Genomic DNA, 17,140 nt, shown 5'->3' on the forward strand with positions numbered 1-17,140 from the left:
AAACCATGTCGAGGACAGTCGCGATCAGGATCGCCGCCGTAGTGCTGGCGGCGATCATCGTGGCGTTCTCGGTGTTCACCTACCTGTCCTACTCCGCCGCGTTCACACCGACCGAAACCGTGACGGTCACCTCGAAGCGGGCCGGTCTGGTGATGGACCGCGACGCGAAGGTCAAGTACCGCGGTATCCAGATCGGCAAGGTCGAAGACATCTCGTATACCGGTGAGGATGCGAAGCTGACGCTAGCCATCAACAAGGGCGAGCTGCGCTACGTGCCGTCGAACGCGCCGGTGCGGATCGCCAGCACGACGGTGTTCGGCGCAAAGTCGGTGGAATTCCTTGCGCCGGAACAGCCGTCAGGTAAGCCGATGGCCGCTGGCGCTGCTGTCAAGGCCGACAATGTCCAGCTGGAAGCCAACACGCTGTTCCAGACACTGATCGACGTCTTGAACAAGGTCAATCCCATCCATCTGAACGCGACCATGTCGGCGCTCGCGGAGGGCCTGCGTGGTCATGGTGAGGACGTCGGCGTCAGCACGGCCGGGCTGAATCAGTACCTCACACAACTGAATCCGAAGCTGCCGCAGGTCGAGGCGATTCTCGCGCAGACCAACACGGTGGCCAACATCTACGGCGATGCCGGCCCCGACTTGGTGACCGTCATCAAGAACGTGCCGACCATCAGTCAGACGGTCGTCGACCAGCAGGAGAACCTGAACGCCACGTTGCTCGCGACCATCGGCCTGGCGAACGAGGGCGCCGACACACTCGAGCCCGGCGCCGACGACTACATCGCGGCGATCCAGCGACTGCGGGCGCCGTTGAAGGTGCTCCGCGACTATTCGCCCGTACTCGGTTGCATCATCCAGGGTGTCGCGAAAGGCCGCCAGCGGGGCGCAGACATCCTGGGCGGATACAAGCCCGGCGCCATGGTCAGTTCCAGCTTCGTGTTGGGTGTGCCGACATACACGTATCCGGAGAGCCTGCCCATCGTGAACGCGACGGGTGGTCCGAACTGCCGTGGCTTGCCGAACCTGCCGAACATGCAGTTCGGCGGCTCGTACTTCCGGTCACCGTTCCTGGTCACCGACAACGCGCTCATTCCGTATGAGCCGTTCACCGAGGTACAGGTCGACGCCCCGAGCACTTTCCAGTTCCTCTTCAATGGCGCTTTCGCAGAACGGGACGACTTCTGATGAAGGCAATCCTGACGAAGGTCGGCATCTTCGTGGTGGCGATGTTATTGGTCTCCGCCGGGTTGATAGTGATCTTCGGCGAGTTCCGGTTCGCGTCGACCACCAGCTACCACGCCACATTCAAGGACGCCTCGCGGCTCGAGGGCGGTAACGACGTAAGGATCGCAGGCGTTCCGGTCGGCACGGTCGAAGCCGTGAAGCTGAACCCCGACAACACCGTCGACGTGGCGTTCACGCTCGACAAGAAGTATCAGCTGTATACGTCGACGCGAGCCGTGATTCGGTATGAAAACCTGGTCGGCGATCGCTTCATGGAGATCACCTCGGGCCCGGGTGAACTGAAGAAGCTACCCAGGGGCGGCACCATCTCGAAAGAGAACACACAGCCGGCCCTTGACCTGGATGCACTGCTCGGCGGTCTGCGACCGGTGGTCAAGGGCCTCGACGGCGAGCAGGTCAATCAGATCAGCAATGCGATCCTCGAGCTACTGCAGGGCCAGGGCGGTGCGCTGTCTCAACTGCTGTCGGAGACAGGAACGTTCAGCCAGACGCTTGGTGATCGCTACCAAGTGATCTCGGAGGTGATCCAGAACCTCAACCAGGTGCTGGGGACCATCGACTCGAAAAGCGCCGAATTCAATGCCAGCGTGGACGAGCTGCAGAAGCTCGTCACGGGGCTCGCGGAGGGCCGGGACCCCATCGCCGGTGCGATTCCGCCGCTGGCCTCAGCCGAGTCGAATCTGACGGACATGCTGGCGAATTCGAGGCGGCCCGTGCAGGGCGTCCTCGAGAACCTTCGACCGCTGGCCACCGAGTTCGACAACCGTAAGGCCGAGGTCAACGCTGTCATCGAACCGCTTGCAGAAAACTATCTGCGACTCAATTCCCTCGGTGCGTACGGGTCGTACTTCAACTACTACATCTGCGCGACCACGCTGAAATTCAACGGGCCGGCAGGGAGCGACATCCTCCTCCCGATCGGCGGCGTGCCGGACCTCTCGAAGGGCAGGTGTTCAGCCAATGGATAAGACGCTGCGGGCGGGCATCTTCGGAATCGCGGTGCTGGCGATGGTCGTCGTCGTCGCGTTCGGCTACAGCAGCCTGCCATTCTTTCCGCAGGGCAAGTCCTACGAGGCATACTTCGCCGACGCCGGCGGCATCTCGCCGGGTAACGACGCCAACATCTCCGGCATCACGGTCGGCAAGGTGAGCGACGTCGCCCTCGCGGGCGAGTTCGCAAAGGTGACCTTCACCGTCGATCGCAAGATCAGGCTGGGTGACCAGACCCTCGTATCGATCCGCACCGACACGGTTCTGGGCGAGAGATCGCTCGGTATCACTCCGGCGGGCGGCGGGTCGGTGACCTCGATTCCGGTGGCCCGCACGACAGTTCCGTACACCTTGAACCAGGCCCTGCAGGACCTCGGTCAGAACGCGGCCGCCGTCGACCAGGAGCAGCTGACCCAGGCGTTGGGGGTGCTGACCGATTCGTTCCGCGATGCAACGCCCGAGCTGCGCCGCACACTCGATGGTGTGGCGACCTTGTCGCGCAGCATCAACGCCAACGATGAAGCGTTGGGCCAGTTGCTGACGCGCGCCAAGTCGGTGACCCAGACTCTCGCCGACCGGGCCGGTCAGGTGAACCAGCTCGTCACCGACGGCAACCAGTTGTTCGCCGCGCTCGATGAGCGACGCGCAGCGCTGAGCACTTTGATCGCGGGCATCGACGATGTGTCCGAGCAGCTTTCCGGTTTTGTGAACGACAACCGTCGCGAGTTCGGACCGGCCCTGAGGAAACTGAATCTGGTGTTGGACAACCTGCTCGAACGCCGTGATCACATCAGCGAGGCGCTGAAGCGCCTGCCGCCCTACGCCACCGCGCTCGGCGAGTCGGTGGGCTCGGGCTCGGGCTTCATGGTCAACCTGCCCAACGCGATTCCGAACACCACACAAGAGGCCCTGCTCTTGGATCTCTACTTCCAGCCGGGCAAGATCCCCGACAGCCTTTCCGACCTCCTGCGCGGGTTCATCCAGGAGCGCCTGATCATCAAGCCGAAGTCGCCATGAGCCGGCTCATACGTTTCGGAGTCATCGGCGCCCTAGTGGTGGCGTTGATCGGTGGCCTCTACGTGGTCTGGCCACGCGTCACCACATACAAGGTGGTCGGCTATTTCGCCTCGGCCGCCGGCGTGTACCCGGGTGACGAAGTACGCGTGGTCGGCGTTCCGGTCGGCATGATCGAATCGATCACGCCCCAGGCCGATGCCGTCAAGATCACCATGCGGGTCAACAACGACGTCAAGATCCCCGCCGATGCCCGTGCAGTGATCATGTCGCCGAATATCGTTGCCGCCCGGTTCGTTCAGCTCACGCCGGTCTACAAGGACGGCGCGGCGATGCAGGACGGTGCCACCATCGAGTTGAACCGCACCGCCGTGCCGGTGGAGTGGGACGACGTCAAGACCGAGCTGACGCGGCTGAGCCAGCAGCTCGGGCCGTCCGCGGGCCAGGTTCAGGGGCCGTTGAGCGAGTTCGTCAACCAGGCCGCCGATACCTTCGACGGCAACGGCGATTCGTTCCGCAACGCGCTGCGCGAACTGTCGCAGACCGCGGGACGGTTGGGTGACTCGAGCACCGACCTGTTCGGCACGGTGAAGAATCTGCAGATCCTGGTCGACGCGCTTTCGAAGAGCAACGAACAGATCGTCCAATTCAGTGGACATTTGGCGTCGGTGTCTCAGGTGCTGGCGGACAGCACGGTGGGTCTCGACAGCACGGTGGGCAGCCTCAACCAGGCCCTTTCGGACGTCCGCGGCTTCCTCGACGAGAACAACGAGACGCTGGTCAACAGCATCAACAGGCTGACCGACTTCACCAGCATCCTCACGAACCAGACCGACGACGTCGAGCAGATCCTGCATGTCCTGCCGAATGCGATGGTGAACTTCTACAACATCTACAACCCGGCGCAGGGCACCGCCAATGGTCTGCTCGGCCTGCCGGAGTTCCAGAACCCGGTGCAGTTCATCTGCGGCAACTTCGACGGCGCCGGCATCCCCGACTACGACAAGCGGTCCGAGATCTGCCGCCAACGAATGGCCCCGGTGTTGAAGCGTCTCGCGATGAACTTCCCACCGTTCATGGAGCACGGGATCAACACGATCACCGCCTATAAGGGTCAGGTCATCTACGACACCCCGGCCACCGAGGCCAAGGCCAAGACGTACATCCCGTACCTGGAGTGGATTCCGGCCGACGGGCGGTTCCCGCCGCGGCAGGGTGATCCAGGAGATCCCAGCGCGTTGCTGCTTCCGCAGCCCGCGGTGCCGGGACCGCCGCCGCCAGCGCAGCCGTACACGCTCGGTCCGGTGATACTCCCGCCTGGTCCGGCGCCCGCGCCCGGTCCGGTTCCGGGTGCGCCGCCCGCGCCGATTCCGCCCGGTCCGCTTCCCGCCGAGGCCGGCGGCGTCCCGCATGGAGGTGGACAGTGACACGCAAGCCGGTGCGCCTCAAAGCGGGTCGCGCGGCCACCCGGACGCTGGCCATCGGCTCCGGCGCAGTGCTACTCGCCGGCTGCCAATTCGGCGGGCTGAACTCGCTCGACATGCCCGGCACCGCCGGGCACGGCAAGGGCTCCTTCTCCATCACGGTGGAAGTGTCCGACGTGGCGACGCTGCCGCAGAACTCGCCGGTGCTGGTTGACGACGTCACGGTCGGCAGCGTTTCGGGAATCGAGGCCGTTCAGCGTCCCGATGGCAGCTTCTACGCGGCGGTGAAACTGTCGCTGGACGAAAACGTCAAGCTGCCGGAGAACTCGACGGTGCGCGTCGGGCAGACCTCACTGTTGGGTTCGCAGCACATCGCGCTGGCCCCGCCGATTGATCAGGAGCCCGTTGGCCAACTGCGTGACGGCGCTCAGATTCCGCTGAGTGACGGCAGCCGCGCTCCGACGACGGAGGAAGTGCTGTCCGCGTTGGGTACGGTCGTCAACAAGGGCAATCTCGGTGCGCTGCAAGACATCACGCAGGAGATCTACAATGCGGTGGCCGGCCGTGAAGGGCAGTTCGCCGGTCTGATCCCGCGGCTTGCCGAACTGGCCTCGTCGTTGAATCGCCAGACCGACGACATCATCGCGACAGCCGAGGGCCTGAACCGATTCGCCGGTGTCCTCGCGCGCAGCAAGGATGATCTGGGCCGGGCGCTGGACACGTTGCCGGGAGCACTGCGGGTGCTGAACGAGAACCGTGGCCATATCGTCGATGCGTTCGCGGGGCTGCAGCGGCTTGGCACGGTGGCGTCGCGCATCCTGTCCGAAACCTCGGAAGACTTCACGCAGGACATGATCGCCCTGTACTCGGTGATCAAGCCGATCAACGACACTCGTGCGGATCTCGTGTACAGCCTCGACAGCCTGGCGACGTTTCCGTTCCCCGGCAAGAACCTGCCCAAGGTGGCCAGAGGCGACTACTTCAACGTCTTCTCGACCTTCGATCTGACGATTCGGCGGCTCGGCGAGACCATCTTCACGACGTCGTTCTTCGACCCGAACATGAAGCGCCTCGCCGAAGTGGTGAGCCCGCCGGAATTCCTCACCGGAGAAATGGCCAACTTGTCAGGACAGGCCGCTGACCCGTTCAGTATCCCGGCAGGCACCGCGTCGGGCCAGGAGGTGCCAGCAGAGTAATGTACAGCCGAACTACACGAATTCAGTTGTGGGTCTTCGCCGTTGTCACGGTGCTGGCCGTCGGTGCGATCGCTATGCTGTATGTGCGCGTGCCCGCCCGACTTGGCATCGGCACGTACGAGGTCACCGCGAATTTCGTGGCCGGTGGCGGACTGTACGAGAACGCCAACGTCACCTTCCGCGGTGTGCAGGCAGGCCGGGTCGAGTCCGTCAGGCTGACCAATGACGGTGTCGCGGCGCGCATGCGGATCAACAGCACCATCAAGATCCCGGAGAACTCCACCGCCACCGTCAAGAGCGTGTCGGCGGTCGGCGAACAGTACGTGGATTTCGTCCCGCCCGCGGATCCCTCGCAGGCGCTGCTACGCAACGGCGCAACCATCCCCAAGGATCGGACGGCGATCCCGCAGGACGTCGCCGAGCTGTTGCAAGAGGCCGAGAGCCTGGTGGCCAGCCTTGACAACACCCGCCTCCAGGATCTGCTGCGTGAGACGTTCGCGGCGTTCAACGGCTCAGGGCCCGAGCTCGCGCGACTGCTCTCCTCGGCGCGGACGCTGATTGACGAGGCCAACGCGAGCTGGCCGCAGACCTCGACGCTGATCGACCAGGCGGGACCGTTCCTGGACGCGCAGATCCGAAGTGGCGACGACATCCGGTCGTCCTCCGAAGGCCTTGCGCGCCTGACCACTGAAGTGGCAAACGCCGACCCTCAGGTGCGTGACCTGCTCGCCACCGCGCCGGGAGCCGCCGCCGAGGCCAGCGAGACGTTCTCGGGCATCCGCCCGTCGTTCCCGGTGCTCGCCGCCAACCTGGCCAACTTCGGCCGCGTCGGCGTCATTTATCACAAGTCGATCGAACAGGCGCTGGTCGTGTTTCCGGCCCTACAGGCGTCTCTGCTGACGATCGGCGGTCAGCTTCCCGTGAGCGAGGGCGGCAAGCAGGACTTCAAGATCTCGATCAACGACCCGCCGCCGTGCATCACCGGATTCCTGCCAGGGGCGGAGATCCGCACACCCGGTGACACGACCATTCGCGATCTGCCCACGGACCTGTACTGCAAGGTCCCGCAGAACGATCCGAGCGTGGTGCGTGGCGCGAGGAACTACCCGTGCCAGGAGTTCCCCGGCAAGCGGGCCCCGACGATCCAGTTGTGCCGCGACCCGGCCGGCTATGTGCCGCTGGGCAACAACCCATGGCGCGGTCCGCCGGTGCCGATCGGCACGCCGTCGGACATCATGGAGGATGACACGCCCGAGGATGGGCGAAACATCCTGCCGCCCAACAAGTTCCCGTATATCCCGCCGGAAGCTGATCCTGATCCGGGATATCCCGTCGCGCCCGGCCTGCTGCCGCCTGACGCGCCAAGGGGCCCCGGACCGGCGCCGCATCAGCCGTGGCCGTACATTCCACCGCCGAATTCGGGACCGCCGCCGCCGCCGTACACGGCGTGGATTCCGCCGGCGCCGTATCCGAATGCCTGGCCGCCGCCGGCGATCCCGCCGGGCTGGACGACCAATCCGACCAATCCGCCGGACATCTTCGCCGGGCCCTATGGGCCACCGCCACCGCCGGCGCCCGCGCCACCTCCTTCGGGACTGCCACCTGCGGCTGCGCCGCTCGCGGGATTGTCAGACGCAGCGCCGTCACCTGCGGGAACGCCACCTGCGGCCGGTGGGGCTGCCTACGGGACGTACGATCAGCACACAGGAGTCTTCGTTGACCCGGCCGGCGGTACGGGGGTGTACGCGCCCGGTGCCGCTGATCTGCGGCCAACTGAGAACTGGCTTGATCTGATGCTGTATCCGAAGCAGGTGTAATGACGTCCACCCCGACACCACCGGGGAAGCCCGTGCGCCGGCGCGCTTCCAGGCCGGCCGGTCCGACCGCCGGCAAGGCCCCCGAGGTCACCGCAGTAAGCGTTCCGACGGCTGAAGCGGTCAGCGCGACGACCGCTCGCAAGGTCGTCAAGCCCGTGGTCCCGCCGTCGCGCCGGTCGGCGCCCAGCCGACTCGTCACGATCGTGGCGCTGGCCTGTGGGCTTGTGGCGACCGCCATTGTGGGCGCCGCGGTGGCCGTGCTGATCGTCCAGGAGAACAACGCCGAAGAAGTGCAGGCGCGCGACCAGCGGTTTGTCGACACCGCGACGCAGGTCGTGGTGAACATGTTCAGCTTCAAGCCGGACAGCATCGACGACAGCGTCGACCAGTTCTACAACAGCACCAGCGGCCCGCTGCGCGACATGTTCAGCCAGAACAACAATGTCGAGAATCTCAAGGCGATCTTCCGGCAGACCGGCGGCAGTTCCGAGACGGTGATCAACGGCGCCGCGCTGGAGAGCTTCGACGATGTCAGCAACAACGCAACGGTGTTGGTCTCGGCGAGGGTCACCGCCAGTGACATGAACGGGAACAACAGGCCGTCGCAGCCGTACCGGCTGCGCATCATCGTGCACGAGGACGACGACGGGCGGATGACGGCCTACGACCTCAACTACCCCAACGGCGGTAACTGATGCGCTGGATGGTGCGCGGAATCGTCGCGCTGGTGGCTGTCGCGTTCGTGAGTCTCGCCGCGGTGGGTGGCGGGCTGTACTGGCAGCGGGTGGAGACACGCGGTGAGCAAGCGGCTCGCGCTGAGCTCGGACCGCTTGCGCAGAAACAGATTCCGAGCGTGTTCACCTATGACTACAAGACCGTCGAGCGCAACCTCACCGACGCGTCCAGCATGCTCACACCTAGCTACCGCAAGGAGTTCGAGGACAGGGCGAACGCTGAGATCATTCCGCAGGCCCGGGCTCGAGAACTGGTGAGTCAAGCCAACGTGGTCGGCGTCGGAGTGCTGGACGCGCAGCGGGATTCGGCGGCGGTGATGGTCTACATCAACCGGACGGTTTCGGACAAGACGAACCGCGAGGAGCCGATCTATGACGGTGCGCGACTGCGCGTCGATTACCAGAAGATCGACGGCAAGTGGCTGATCAACTACATCACTCCGATTTAGCGTCGCGGGTTGCAGCCAGCGCTTCGAGGAACGACTGTGCCCACAGGTCGACGTCGTGTACGAGCACCTGGCGACGCATGGCTCTCATCCGACGCCTGCCCTCCTCAGGTGTCTGACTCAAGGCCGCTTCGATGGCGTCCTTGACCCCTTCGAGGTGATGCGGATTCGCCTGGTAGGCCTGGCGTAATTCGGCTGCGGCGCCGGTGAATTCGCTGAGGACCAGGGCGCCGCCGAGGTCGCTTCGGCATGCGACGTACTCCTTCGCGACGAGGTTCATACCGTCGCGCAGCGGCGTCACGAGCATGACGTCGGCCGCGACGAAAAAGGCGATCAGCTCGTCGCGAGGTATCGGCCTGTGCAGGTAGTGCACGATCGAATGTCCGACCTCGGCGTGTTCACCGTTGATGTGGCCGACCTGACGTTCGATGCTCTCGCGCATCGCGATGTAGCTCTCGACTCGCTCCCGGCTCGGCGTCGCGAGCTGAACCAACACGGTGTCCTCACGATTCGCGCGGCCCTCGTCGAGCAGCTCCGAGAACGCCTTGAGCCGGACGTCGATGCCCTTCGTGTAATCGAGCCGGTCCACGCCGAGCAGAATCTTTCGCGGATTGCCGAGCTCGCGGCGAATCTCCTTGGCCCGCTGACGGATCGGGCGTGTCCGCGCCTGCTGATCGAGAGCCGTCGAATCGATGGAGATCGGAAACGCGCCGACTTTGACGGTGCGCGAGCCGACTTCGATCTCACCGAACCTGGAACGCACGCCGATGTTGGCGCGCGAGGTGTTGGCGCCCACCAGCCGACGAGCCAGGATCAGGAAGTTCTGCGCGCCTCCGGGCAGGTGGAAGCCGACGAGATCAGAGCCGAGCAGCCCCTCGATTATCTCGGTACGCCAAGGCATCTGCATGAACAGCTCGACCGGTGGGAACGGGATGTGCAGAAAGAAGCCGATGGTCAGGTCGGGTCGCAGCTCCCGCAGCATCTTCGGAACGAGCTGCAGCTGATAGTCCTGGATCCACACCGTGGCGCCGCTGGCCGCCGTTTTCGCTGTCGCGTCCGCGAACCGGCGGTTGACGTCGACGTACCGGTCCCACCACTCGCGGTGGTAGATCGGCTTGACGATGACGTCGTGATACAGGGGCCACAGCGCCGCATTCGAGAAGCCCTCGTAGTACTCGGCGATGTCGTCGGCGGACAAGCTGACCGGACAGAGCAGCATGTCGTCCTGCTCGATCGGCTCGTCACCGGCGTCGGGTACGCCTGGCCAACCGATCCAGGCACCCCGACGGCGGCGCAGAAGTGGTTCCAGAGCTGTCACGAGGCCGCCCGGGGCCCGTTTCCACGTCGTGGTGCCGTCCGGCAGCCGTTCCATGTCTATGGGCAGCCGGTTGGCGACCACGACGAAGTCGGAATCTCCGGAGCTGACCTTCCGGTCACCCCCCCGACTCACTTACGCCTCGAGTTTCGAGGGTCCAATGCCGAGCATCGACAGGAAAATCCGGCACTCGTCGGCGTCGTTCGCATATGCGGCAACGACGCGCCTGGCCTGGCGCGCAGTGCTGTCGGCAAGCGGTTCGACGTCGCCGAGTTCGGCGGGATCAGATTTCGCAGGCATACGACAACTCTAGGGGACGGTGTCATAGCCCCTGTTCGGAGGCTTCCGAAGGCTAGTTGCGACCGTCGCCGAAGACGGGTGCGGGCGGCGGGGTCACCGTCATGGCCTGCTGCTCTTCGGCGAGGCCGATGCACTGACCCGAGTTGTGCCCGGCACAGGGGATGCCCATGACCGTCGGAATGTCGGGGTTGCCCGGCAACGTCGTGTACGGCGAGGAGCCCGAGTTGGGAACCGTGTGGGGGACGCACACGCCGGTGAACTGGTCGGCCTCCTCACCGCCGTTGCACGGCTGAGCGATGGGGGCGATGTCGGTGGCCGGCACCGCGAGTACAGAGATTGCGGGGGCCGCGGCAACTGCGACCGCAAAGCCACCGGCAAGGATCAGTCGTCGAGCTGAGAGCTGGAAGGTCGCCATCGTCACGCTTTCTCTAGTTAGATCGTGTCGTCGGCAAGATTCTATGGAAGCTGCCACCTTTCTGCACAGCTTCGGTGAGTTCGCTGGTTACAAGCCAGGGCTAGGTCACCGTAGGGCTCGCGCTGACGGTGGACCGTGGCGTGACATTCGGGATGAGCGCTTGGTCCTCGGCCAGACCGATGCACTGACCCGAGTTGTGCCCGATGCACGGAATGCCGTCGATCTCCGGCACATCCGGGTTGGCCGCGGTCGTGGTGTACGGGGATCCGGCGTTGGGCACCATGAAGGGCACGCAGGTGGTCGTGAACTGGTCGGGTTCCTCACCACCCGTGCATTGCGCCACGGGTATTCCGGGCTCGGGCATCGAGTACGCGGCGACGACGGGCGCGGCTGCCGCCGCGACGACGAAGGCGCCGATCAGAAGGTGACGCCGGATCGCGAATGAGGAAGAGGCCATTCCGAGAGTCTAGTGATCGCGCCGTGATTCTGTGGATCTTCTGAGGGAGCGCCCGCCCCGGTTAGGGGCTGGAGCTCACGCTGGTGTGCGGCTGAACCAGGGGAGTCTGGGCCTGCTGCTCTTCGGCGAGTCCGATGCACTGACCCGAATTGTGGCCAACGCAGGGGATTCCGTCGATCGAGGGCAAGTCCGGGTTACCCGGAATCGTCGTAAACGGCGAAGTTGCGTTTGATCCCCCCTGGTTCGGCACGAGTTCCGGGGTGCACGTCGTGGTGAACAGATCCTCGGATTTGCCGGAGGGACAAGCCGCTGTCCGCGGCGCATCGTGGGTCGCCAACGCCGCCATCTAGTTTGCTGTGCCGGCACGGAGCGGCGACGAAGTTTGCCTGCACCCCGCACTGGGTGGCTCAAGTGTACTCGTAAACAAGGGAATAGCGAGGTGGGTGCATTGTCTGGAAGTTGGCGCTCATCGGACTGTGAATTCGCTGGACGATGGCTGTGGCACCGCTGAGCGACCGCTTGACCGAGCACCGTAATGTGCAATCTGCCCAACTACGCGAACGAGGTGGTCGGCTGTGGCCAGCCCTGATGTGACACGTGCGGAACCGACCGGACAACAGGTCACCTACGAGACTCTGGACGAGGGGCGTATTGCCCGTATCTGGCTCAATCGACCCGAAGCGCAGAACGCCCAGTCGCGAACTCTGCTCGTGCAACTGGACGAAGCCTTCGGCCGTGCGGAGGCGGATGACGAGGTCCGGGTGGTGATTCTCGCCGCCCGCGGCAAGAACTTCTCGGCCGGACACGATCTCGGCTCGGAGGAGGCGATGCTGGAGCGCAAGCCCGGCCCCGGCCAGCATCCGACGTTCTCCATCAACGGAGCCACGAGGCACGCCGTCGCCGAGAAGACGTATCTGCAGGAGTGGCACTACTTCTTCGAGAACACCCGCCGCTGGCGCGATTTGCGCAAGATCACCATCGCGCAGGTGCAGGGCAACGCGATCTCGGCTGCCCTGATGCTGATTTGGGCGTGCGACCTGATCGTCGCCGCCGACGACGCGAAGTTCAGCGACGTCGTCGCCGTCAGGATGGGCATGCCGGGAGTGGAGTATTACGCGCACCCATGGGAATTCGGCGCGCGTAAGGCGAAAGAGCTTCTGCTGACCGGTGATTCGATCGACGCCGAAGAGGCGTACCGGCTGGGCATGGTGTCGAAGGTCTTCCCGCGCTCCGAGCTCGAGGACAAGACGCTTGATTTCGCGAGACGCATCGCCGAGCGACCCACGATGGCGGCACTGTTGGTCAAGGATTCGGTCAACGCCGCGGCCGACGCGATGGGCTTCACCGAGGCGCTGCGGCATGCGTTCCACATCCACGAACTCGGGCACGCCCACTGGGCTGCCGCTAACGAGAACCGCTACCCGGTCGGACTGCCGCCAGACGTACCGGACTGGCGAACGTTGGGCGCGCCCAAGCCTGCGCGTTATGACGAGCCGTGACGTATAACTAGAACCTGTTCTAGTTGTCGGACGAAGGGGTCTGCAGTGCAACTGTCATTGACGGGGCAAACGGTTCTGGTCACCGGTGGTGGTAGTGGCATAGGTAAAGCGTGCGCCGCCGCGGTGGTCGCGTCCGGCGGCAATGCGATGCTCGTCGGACGCAACGCAGACAGGCTTTCGGCCGCGGCCGACGAGATCAAGGCCCTGGGCGGACCCGGTGAGGTGCTGTACGAGCCCGCCGACGTCACCAACGAGGACGAGGTCGCCCGCGTCGTGGGGGCGACGACCGCGTGGTCCGGCCGGTTGCAGGGTGTCGTGCACTGCGCCGGTGGCAGCGAGACGATCGGGCCGATCACGCAGATCGACTCCGGGGCGTGGCGCCGCACCGTCGACCTGAACATCAACGGCACCATGTACGTGCTCAAGCACGCCGCGCGGGAGATGGTTCGCGGCGGCGGCGGATCCTTCATCGGTATCTCGTCGATCGCGGCGAGCAATACCCACCGGTGGTTCGGCGCCTACGGGGTCTCGAAGGCGGGCATCGACCACATGATGCAACTGGCCGCGGACGAGCTCGGTGCGTCCTGGGTGCGGGTGAACTGCATCCGGCCGGGCCTCATCCGCACCGAACTCGTCGCGCCGGTTCTGGAGTCGCCCGAGTTGAGCGCCGACTACGCGGACATCACGCCGCTGCCGCGGCCCGGTGAGGTCGAGGACATCGCGAACTGTGCGGTGTTCCTGCTGAGCGACGCCGCGAGTTACATCACCGGCCAGGTGATCAACGTCGACGGAGGGGTGCTGGTTCGCCGTGGGCCCGATTACTCGGCGATGCTGGAGCCGCTCTTCGGGGCCGACGGCTTGCGCGGGGTCGTCTCGCAGTAGGTTTCGGGGAGTCGTTCTCGCCGCTTGTAACCTGGCGGCGCGTTTCGAGCCGAATGTTCGCCATCCGGTTACAACCGGCGGGCGCCCGCTTCCCACGAGGCGACTTTTCCGAGCGCGGACCAGTCGAGGTGGGCGCCGCCGTTGGCGAGCAGGGTGAGGAAGCGGTCGCGGATCAGGCTCGCCACCGGCAGCGGCACCTCCAATGACTCGCCCGCGGCGAGCACAAGCCGGACATCCTTCAAGCCCAGTGCGGCGGCGAAGCCGGCGGGTTCGAACTCCTCGCGTGCCAGCAGTCCTCCGTACGTCTTGTAGACCGGCGCGTCGAAGAGCGTCGACGTCAGCACCTCGAGATAGTCCTGCTTGTCGACGCCGGCCTTTTCCACCAGCGCCATCGACTCGGCGAGCGACTCGATCACCGACGCGATGAGGAAGTTCCCGCTCAGCTTGACGAGGTTCGCGGCCTTCGGCTGTTCCGCCACGACGAACGTCCGCTGACCGATCGCATCGAATACCGGCGAAAGTGCTTGCACCGCAGCGGGTTCACCGGCAGCTACCACGAACAGCTTGGCCGCTTCCGCCGCCTCCGGACGCCCGAACACCGGCGCCGCCACGAACCGATGGCCCGCCTCGGCATGCGCGTCCGTCAGCCGTTCCGCCAGCGCGAGGCTGATCGTGCTCGACGAGACATGAGTCGCGCCGGCCGAAAGCGACGCGAGAATGCCTTCCTCGCCGAACGTGACCGTCTCCACCGCATCGTCGTTGGCCAGCATCGTGATCACCGCGTCGCCCCCGCACGCCTCGGCCACGGTCCGCGCCGCGACGGCGCCTTGCTCGACCAGCGCGGCGACCTTGTCCTGCGAGCGGTTGTACGCCGTCACCTCATGTCCGGCCGCCAGCAGGTTGGCGGCCATGCCCGCGCCCATGTTTCCCAGTCCTACGAACCCGATTTTCATGACATCCACATTGCCGGGTCTTGCTGGCAGGCGCCTACGGCCGCACCTCACTGGGCGTGGTGAATTCGTCCATCCGTATCCGCGAGCGGCAGACCCCCGCCGCCCCACCGCCGCGCGATGATCTCCGCGGCGATCGATACCGCCGTCTCCTCCGGTGTGCGCGCACCCAGATCGAGGCCGATCGGGCTCGACAGCTTGCCCAACTCCACATCTGAGACGCCGGCCTCGCGGAGGCGGGCGATCCGATCGTCGTGGGTGCGCCGCGAGCCCATCACGCCGATATAGCCGACCTGCGGCAGTCGCAGCGCGGTATGTAGGACCGGAACGTCGAACTTGGCGTCATGGGTGAGTACGCAGATCGCGGTGCGGTCATCGATCAAGTCCTTGGCCGCCTGCCCGGCGAGATAGCGGTGCGGCCAGTCGACGACGACCTCGTCGGCACCCGGGAACCGCGCCGGTGTCGCGAACACCGGCCGCGCATCGCACACCGTCACCCGATAACCCAGGAACGAACCCTGCGTGACAAGTGCCGACGCGAAGTCGGTCGCACCGAATATCAGCATCCGGGGACGCGGGGCATGGCTGGCGACGAACACCTCCATACCGGACTCCTGCCGCTGCCCGTCGGCACCGTAGGACAGCACTGTCGACCGCCCGGCCGCCAGCAAACCCCGCGCGTCGTCGATGATCGCGGCGTCGGCGCGATGCGATCCCAGCGAGCCGTCGACCCCGTGCTGCCCGACGACGATCCTGCGCCCGACGCGCCGTGGGTCCGGGTGGGCGATGACCGTGGCGACGGCCCTCGGACGATGGGCGGCGATGTCGTCGGCGATCGTCTCCAGTTGCGGGAAGGTGCTGCGCGATACCGGCTCAGCGAAGATGTCGACGATCCCCCCGCAGGTCAGCCCGACGGTGAACACGTCGTCGTCGCTCACGTCATAGCGCTGCAACCGGGCCTGCCCGGACGCGACGACGTCGTTGGCCAGTTCGTAGACAGCCGCCTCGACGCATCCGCCGGACACCGAACCGGCCACCGTGCCGTCGGGTGCGACGATCATGGTCGCTCCGGGCTGCCGCGGCGCCGACTGGATCGTATGAACGACGGTGGCGACGCCCGCTGTGCCACCGGTCCGCCATACCGATAGCAACTCGTCGAGGACGTCGCGCACCGTCGTAGTGTAAGCCGACTTCAGCAGCGGCCGCGTTCGTCGAACTCGATCGGCAGCACCGCGGGACCGGTGATGCCCACCAAGGGCTTCCACACCGCGGGCGCCGCTCGCCGCACGTCGGTCATCCGCTGGGTCATCACCACCAGCGCCTCGGCGAGCTCGCGTCGTGCCAGGTTCGCGCCGAGGCAGTAGTGCGCACCCGCGCCGAACGTCTGCATGGGCGCTGCACCTGCACGCGTGATGTCGAGGCGATGCGGATCGTCGAACACCTCGGGGTCGCGATTGCCCGCGGCCGTGTTCACCATGACGAATGTGCCGGCCGGGATCGTCACGCCGCCGAACTCGACGTCCTCGATCGTCATCCGCATCGCGCCGAAGACGACGGGGTTGAAGCGCATCAGCTCCTCCACCGCGTTCATCGCCAGCTCCGGCCGCTCGGCGAGCAACTCCCATTGGTCGGGGTGATCGCACAGCGTGTCCACCGCTGCCGCGAGCTGATTGCGGGTGGTGTCGGTGCCCGCCATCAGGATCCCCGCCGCCAGCATGCGCAGCTCGGGTGTCGTCAGCCGGTCACTGTCGTCCTCGGCGCGGATCAGATCCGAGATCAGATCGTCGGTCAGCGAATGGCGGCGTTCGGCGACCATGGCGTCGATGTAGTCGTCGAGCTCCGCCCACGCCTGCAGAATCACCTGCTCGTGCTCGGCCACGTTCCAGGTGAACAGTTTGAAGAAATCATCGGCCCACTCGGAGAACAGCTTCGAGTCCTCGCTCGGCGCGCCGAGCAGTTCCGCGATCACCGGGACGGGGTAGGGGCGGGCGATGTCCGCGACGATCTCGCTCTTGCCCGCGGGCAGCAGCGGTTCGACCAGTCGGGTGATGATGTCGGTGATCACCGTGTCGAGGCGGCCCACCGCCCGCGGTGTGAAGGCTTTGGACACCAGACGGCGCAGCCGATCGTGGTCGGGTCCATTGATGCTCAAGATGGTCGAAACCGCGCGATCCCAGATGGGGCCCGACGTGATGCTCTGCGTCTCGAGGCCAAGGCCTTCCGGCACGCACATGCGGTGATCGCGAAGCGCGGTGCGGGCCAGGTCGTAACTCAGAATCTCGGGGCCGCGCGCCCCCATCACGACCGGCCCCTGGCTCAGAGCGACGGCCAGTCGGCGGTGCGCCTCTGCAGGGTCGGGTGCGGTTTCGTAGTCGACGGTCGGCAGGTCGACGACGGTGGGTTCAAGCGTGATGGTCATGAGGGCCTCCCCGGCGTTTGAAGGAC

General features: G+C 65.5%; 17 protein-coding genes. 10 read left to right on the plus strand and 7 right to left on the minus strand.

Going from position 1 to position 17,140, the window contains the following annotated elements:
* The first annotated feature begins 5 nt into the window (after positions 1-5).
* The 8 genes from BST47_RS19925 to BST47_RS19960 are packed head-to-tail and all read left to right on the plus strand — an operon-like array spanning position 6 to position 8,880.
* Positions 6-1,196, plus strand: a complete 1,191-nt coding sequence (locus BST47_RS19925) for an MCE family protein (RefSeq protein ID WP_083127373.1) — start codon at positions 6-8, stop codon at positions 1,194-1,196.
* Positions 1,196-2,224, plus strand: a complete 1,029-nt coding sequence (locus BST47_RS19930; protein ID WP_083127374.1) for an MCE family protein — start codon at positions 1,196-1,198, stop codon at positions 2,222-2,224. The genes BST47_RS19925 and BST47_RS19930 overlap by 1 nt, the downstream gene beginning before the upstream one ends.
* Complete coding sequence (locus tag BST47_RS19935; RefSeq protein ID WP_083127375.1) at positions 2,217-3,263, plus strand: MCE family protein; 1,047 nt, start codon at positions 2,217-2,219, stop codon at positions 3,261-3,263. The genes BST47_RS19930 and BST47_RS19935 overlap by 8 nt, the downstream gene beginning before the upstream one ends.
* On the plus strand, positions 3,260-4,687 hold the full coding sequence (locus BST47_RS19940; RefSeq protein WP_083127376.1) for an MCE family protein: 1,428 nt from the start codon (positions 3,260-3,262) through the stop codon (positions 4,685-4,687). Before BST47_RS19935 ends, BST47_RS19940 begins: the two co-directional genes overlap by 4 nt.
* Positions 4,684-5,880 (plus strand): MCE family protein, encoded by a 1,197-nt coding sequence (locus tag BST47_RS19945; RefSeq protein ID WP_083127377.1) that lies wholly within the window; start codon positions 4,684-4,686, stop codon positions 5,878-5,880. Before BST47_RS19940 ends, BST47_RS19945 begins: the two co-directional genes overlap by 4 nt.
* Entirely contained in the window at positions 5,880-7,697 is a 1,818-nt protein-coding gene (locus BST47_RS19950) for an MCE family protein (RefSeq protein ID WP_083127378.1), read from the plus strand. The genes BST47_RS19945 and BST47_RS19950 overlap by 1 nt, the downstream gene beginning before the upstream one ends.
* On the plus strand, positions 7,697-8,392 hold the full coding sequence (locus tag BST47_RS19955; RefSeq protein ID WP_083127379.1) for an Rv1363c family protein: 696 nt from the start codon (positions 7,697-7,699) through the stop codon (positions 8,390-8,392). Before BST47_RS19950 ends, BST47_RS19955 begins: the two co-directional genes overlap by 1 nt.
* Entirely contained in the window at positions 8,392-8,880 is a 489-nt protein-coding gene (locus tag BST47_RS19960; RefSeq protein WP_107529024.1) for a mammalian cell entry protein, read from the plus strand. The genes BST47_RS19955 and BST47_RS19960 overlap by 1 nt, the downstream gene beginning before the upstream one ends.
* Here BST47_RS19960 and BST47_RS19965 read toward each other — a convergent pair.
* The 4 genes from BST47_RS19965 to BST47_RS19975 form a co-directional block, all read right to left on the minus strand.
* Positions 8,867-10,327, minus strand: coding sequence for an alpha,alpha-trehalose-phosphate synthase (UDP-forming) (locus BST47_RS19965; protein ID WP_083127381.1), 1,461 nt, complete (start codon positions 10,325-10,327; stop codon positions 8,867-8,869). The genes BST47_RS19960 and BST47_RS19965 overlap by 14 nt on opposite strands.
* The gene (locus tag BST47_RS30325) at positions 10,328-10,492 is read right to left on the minus strand and encodes a hypothetical protein (protein ID WP_107529025.1); all 165 of its coding nucleotides are present in this window, start codon (positions 10,490-10,492) and stop codon (positions 10,328-10,330) included.
* Between the two features lie 52 nt (positions 10,493-10,544).
* A complete protein-coding gene (locus BST47_RS19970; RefSeq protein WP_083127382.1) occupies positions 10,545-10,907 on the minus strand; it encodes a hypothetical protein in 363 nt (120 codons plus the stop codon).
* A gap of 100 nt (positions 10,908-11,007) precedes the next feature.
* On the minus strand, positions 11,008-11,364 hold the full coding sequence (locus tag BST47_RS19975) for an intersectin-EH binding protein Ibp1 (RefSeq protein WP_083127383.1): 357 nt from the start codon (positions 11,362-11,364) through the stop codon (positions 11,008-11,010).
* 575 nt (positions 11,365-11,939) lie between these two features.
* On the opposite strand from BST47_RS19975, the gene BST47_RS19985 reads away from it, so the two are divergent.
* The gene (locus tag BST47_RS19985; RefSeq protein WP_083127385.1) at positions 11,940-12,863 is read left to right on the plus strand and encodes an enoyl-CoA hydratase; all 924 of its coding nucleotides are present in this window, start codon (positions 11,940-11,942) and stop codon (positions 12,861-12,863) included.
* 45 nt (positions 12,864-12,908) lie between these two features.
* Positions 12,909-13,745, plus strand: coding sequence for an SDR family oxidoreductase (locus BST47_RS19990; protein WP_083127386.1), 837 nt, complete (start codon positions 12,909-12,911; stop codon positions 13,743-13,745).
* A 68-nt stretch (positions 13,746-13,813) separates the two neighbouring features.
* Here BST47_RS19990 and BST47_RS19995 read toward each other — a convergent pair whose 3' ends face one another.
* From BST47_RS19995 to BST47_RS20005, 3 genes are read right to left on the minus strand one after another with little or no spacing between them, the layout of a single operon-like run.
* The gene (locus BST47_RS19995) at positions 13,814-14,698 is read right to left on the minus strand and encodes an NAD(P)-dependent oxidoreductase (protein ID WP_083127453.1); all 885 of its coding nucleotides are present in this window, start codon (positions 14,696-14,698) and stop codon (positions 13,814-13,816) included.
* Positions 14,699-14,745: 47 nt separating this feature from the next.
* Complete coding sequence (locus tag BST47_RS20000) at positions 14,746-15,867, minus strand: XdhC family protein (RefSeq protein WP_083127387.1); 1,122 nt, start codon at positions 15,865-15,867, stop codon at positions 14,746-14,748.
* Positions 15,868-15,887: 20 nt separating this feature from the next.
* Positions 15,888-17,114, minus strand: a complete 1,227-nt coding sequence (locus BST47_RS20005; protein WP_083127388.1) for a cytochrome P450 — start codon at positions 17,112-17,114, stop codon at positions 15,888-15,890.
* Between the last annotated feature and the right edge of the window lie 26 nt (positions 17,115-17,140).

The organism is Mycolicibacterium tusciae, from assembly GCF_002086795.1.
GTDB lineage: Bacteria > Actinomycetota > Actinomycetes > Mycobacteriales > Mycobacteriaceae > Mycobacterium > Mycobacterium tusciae.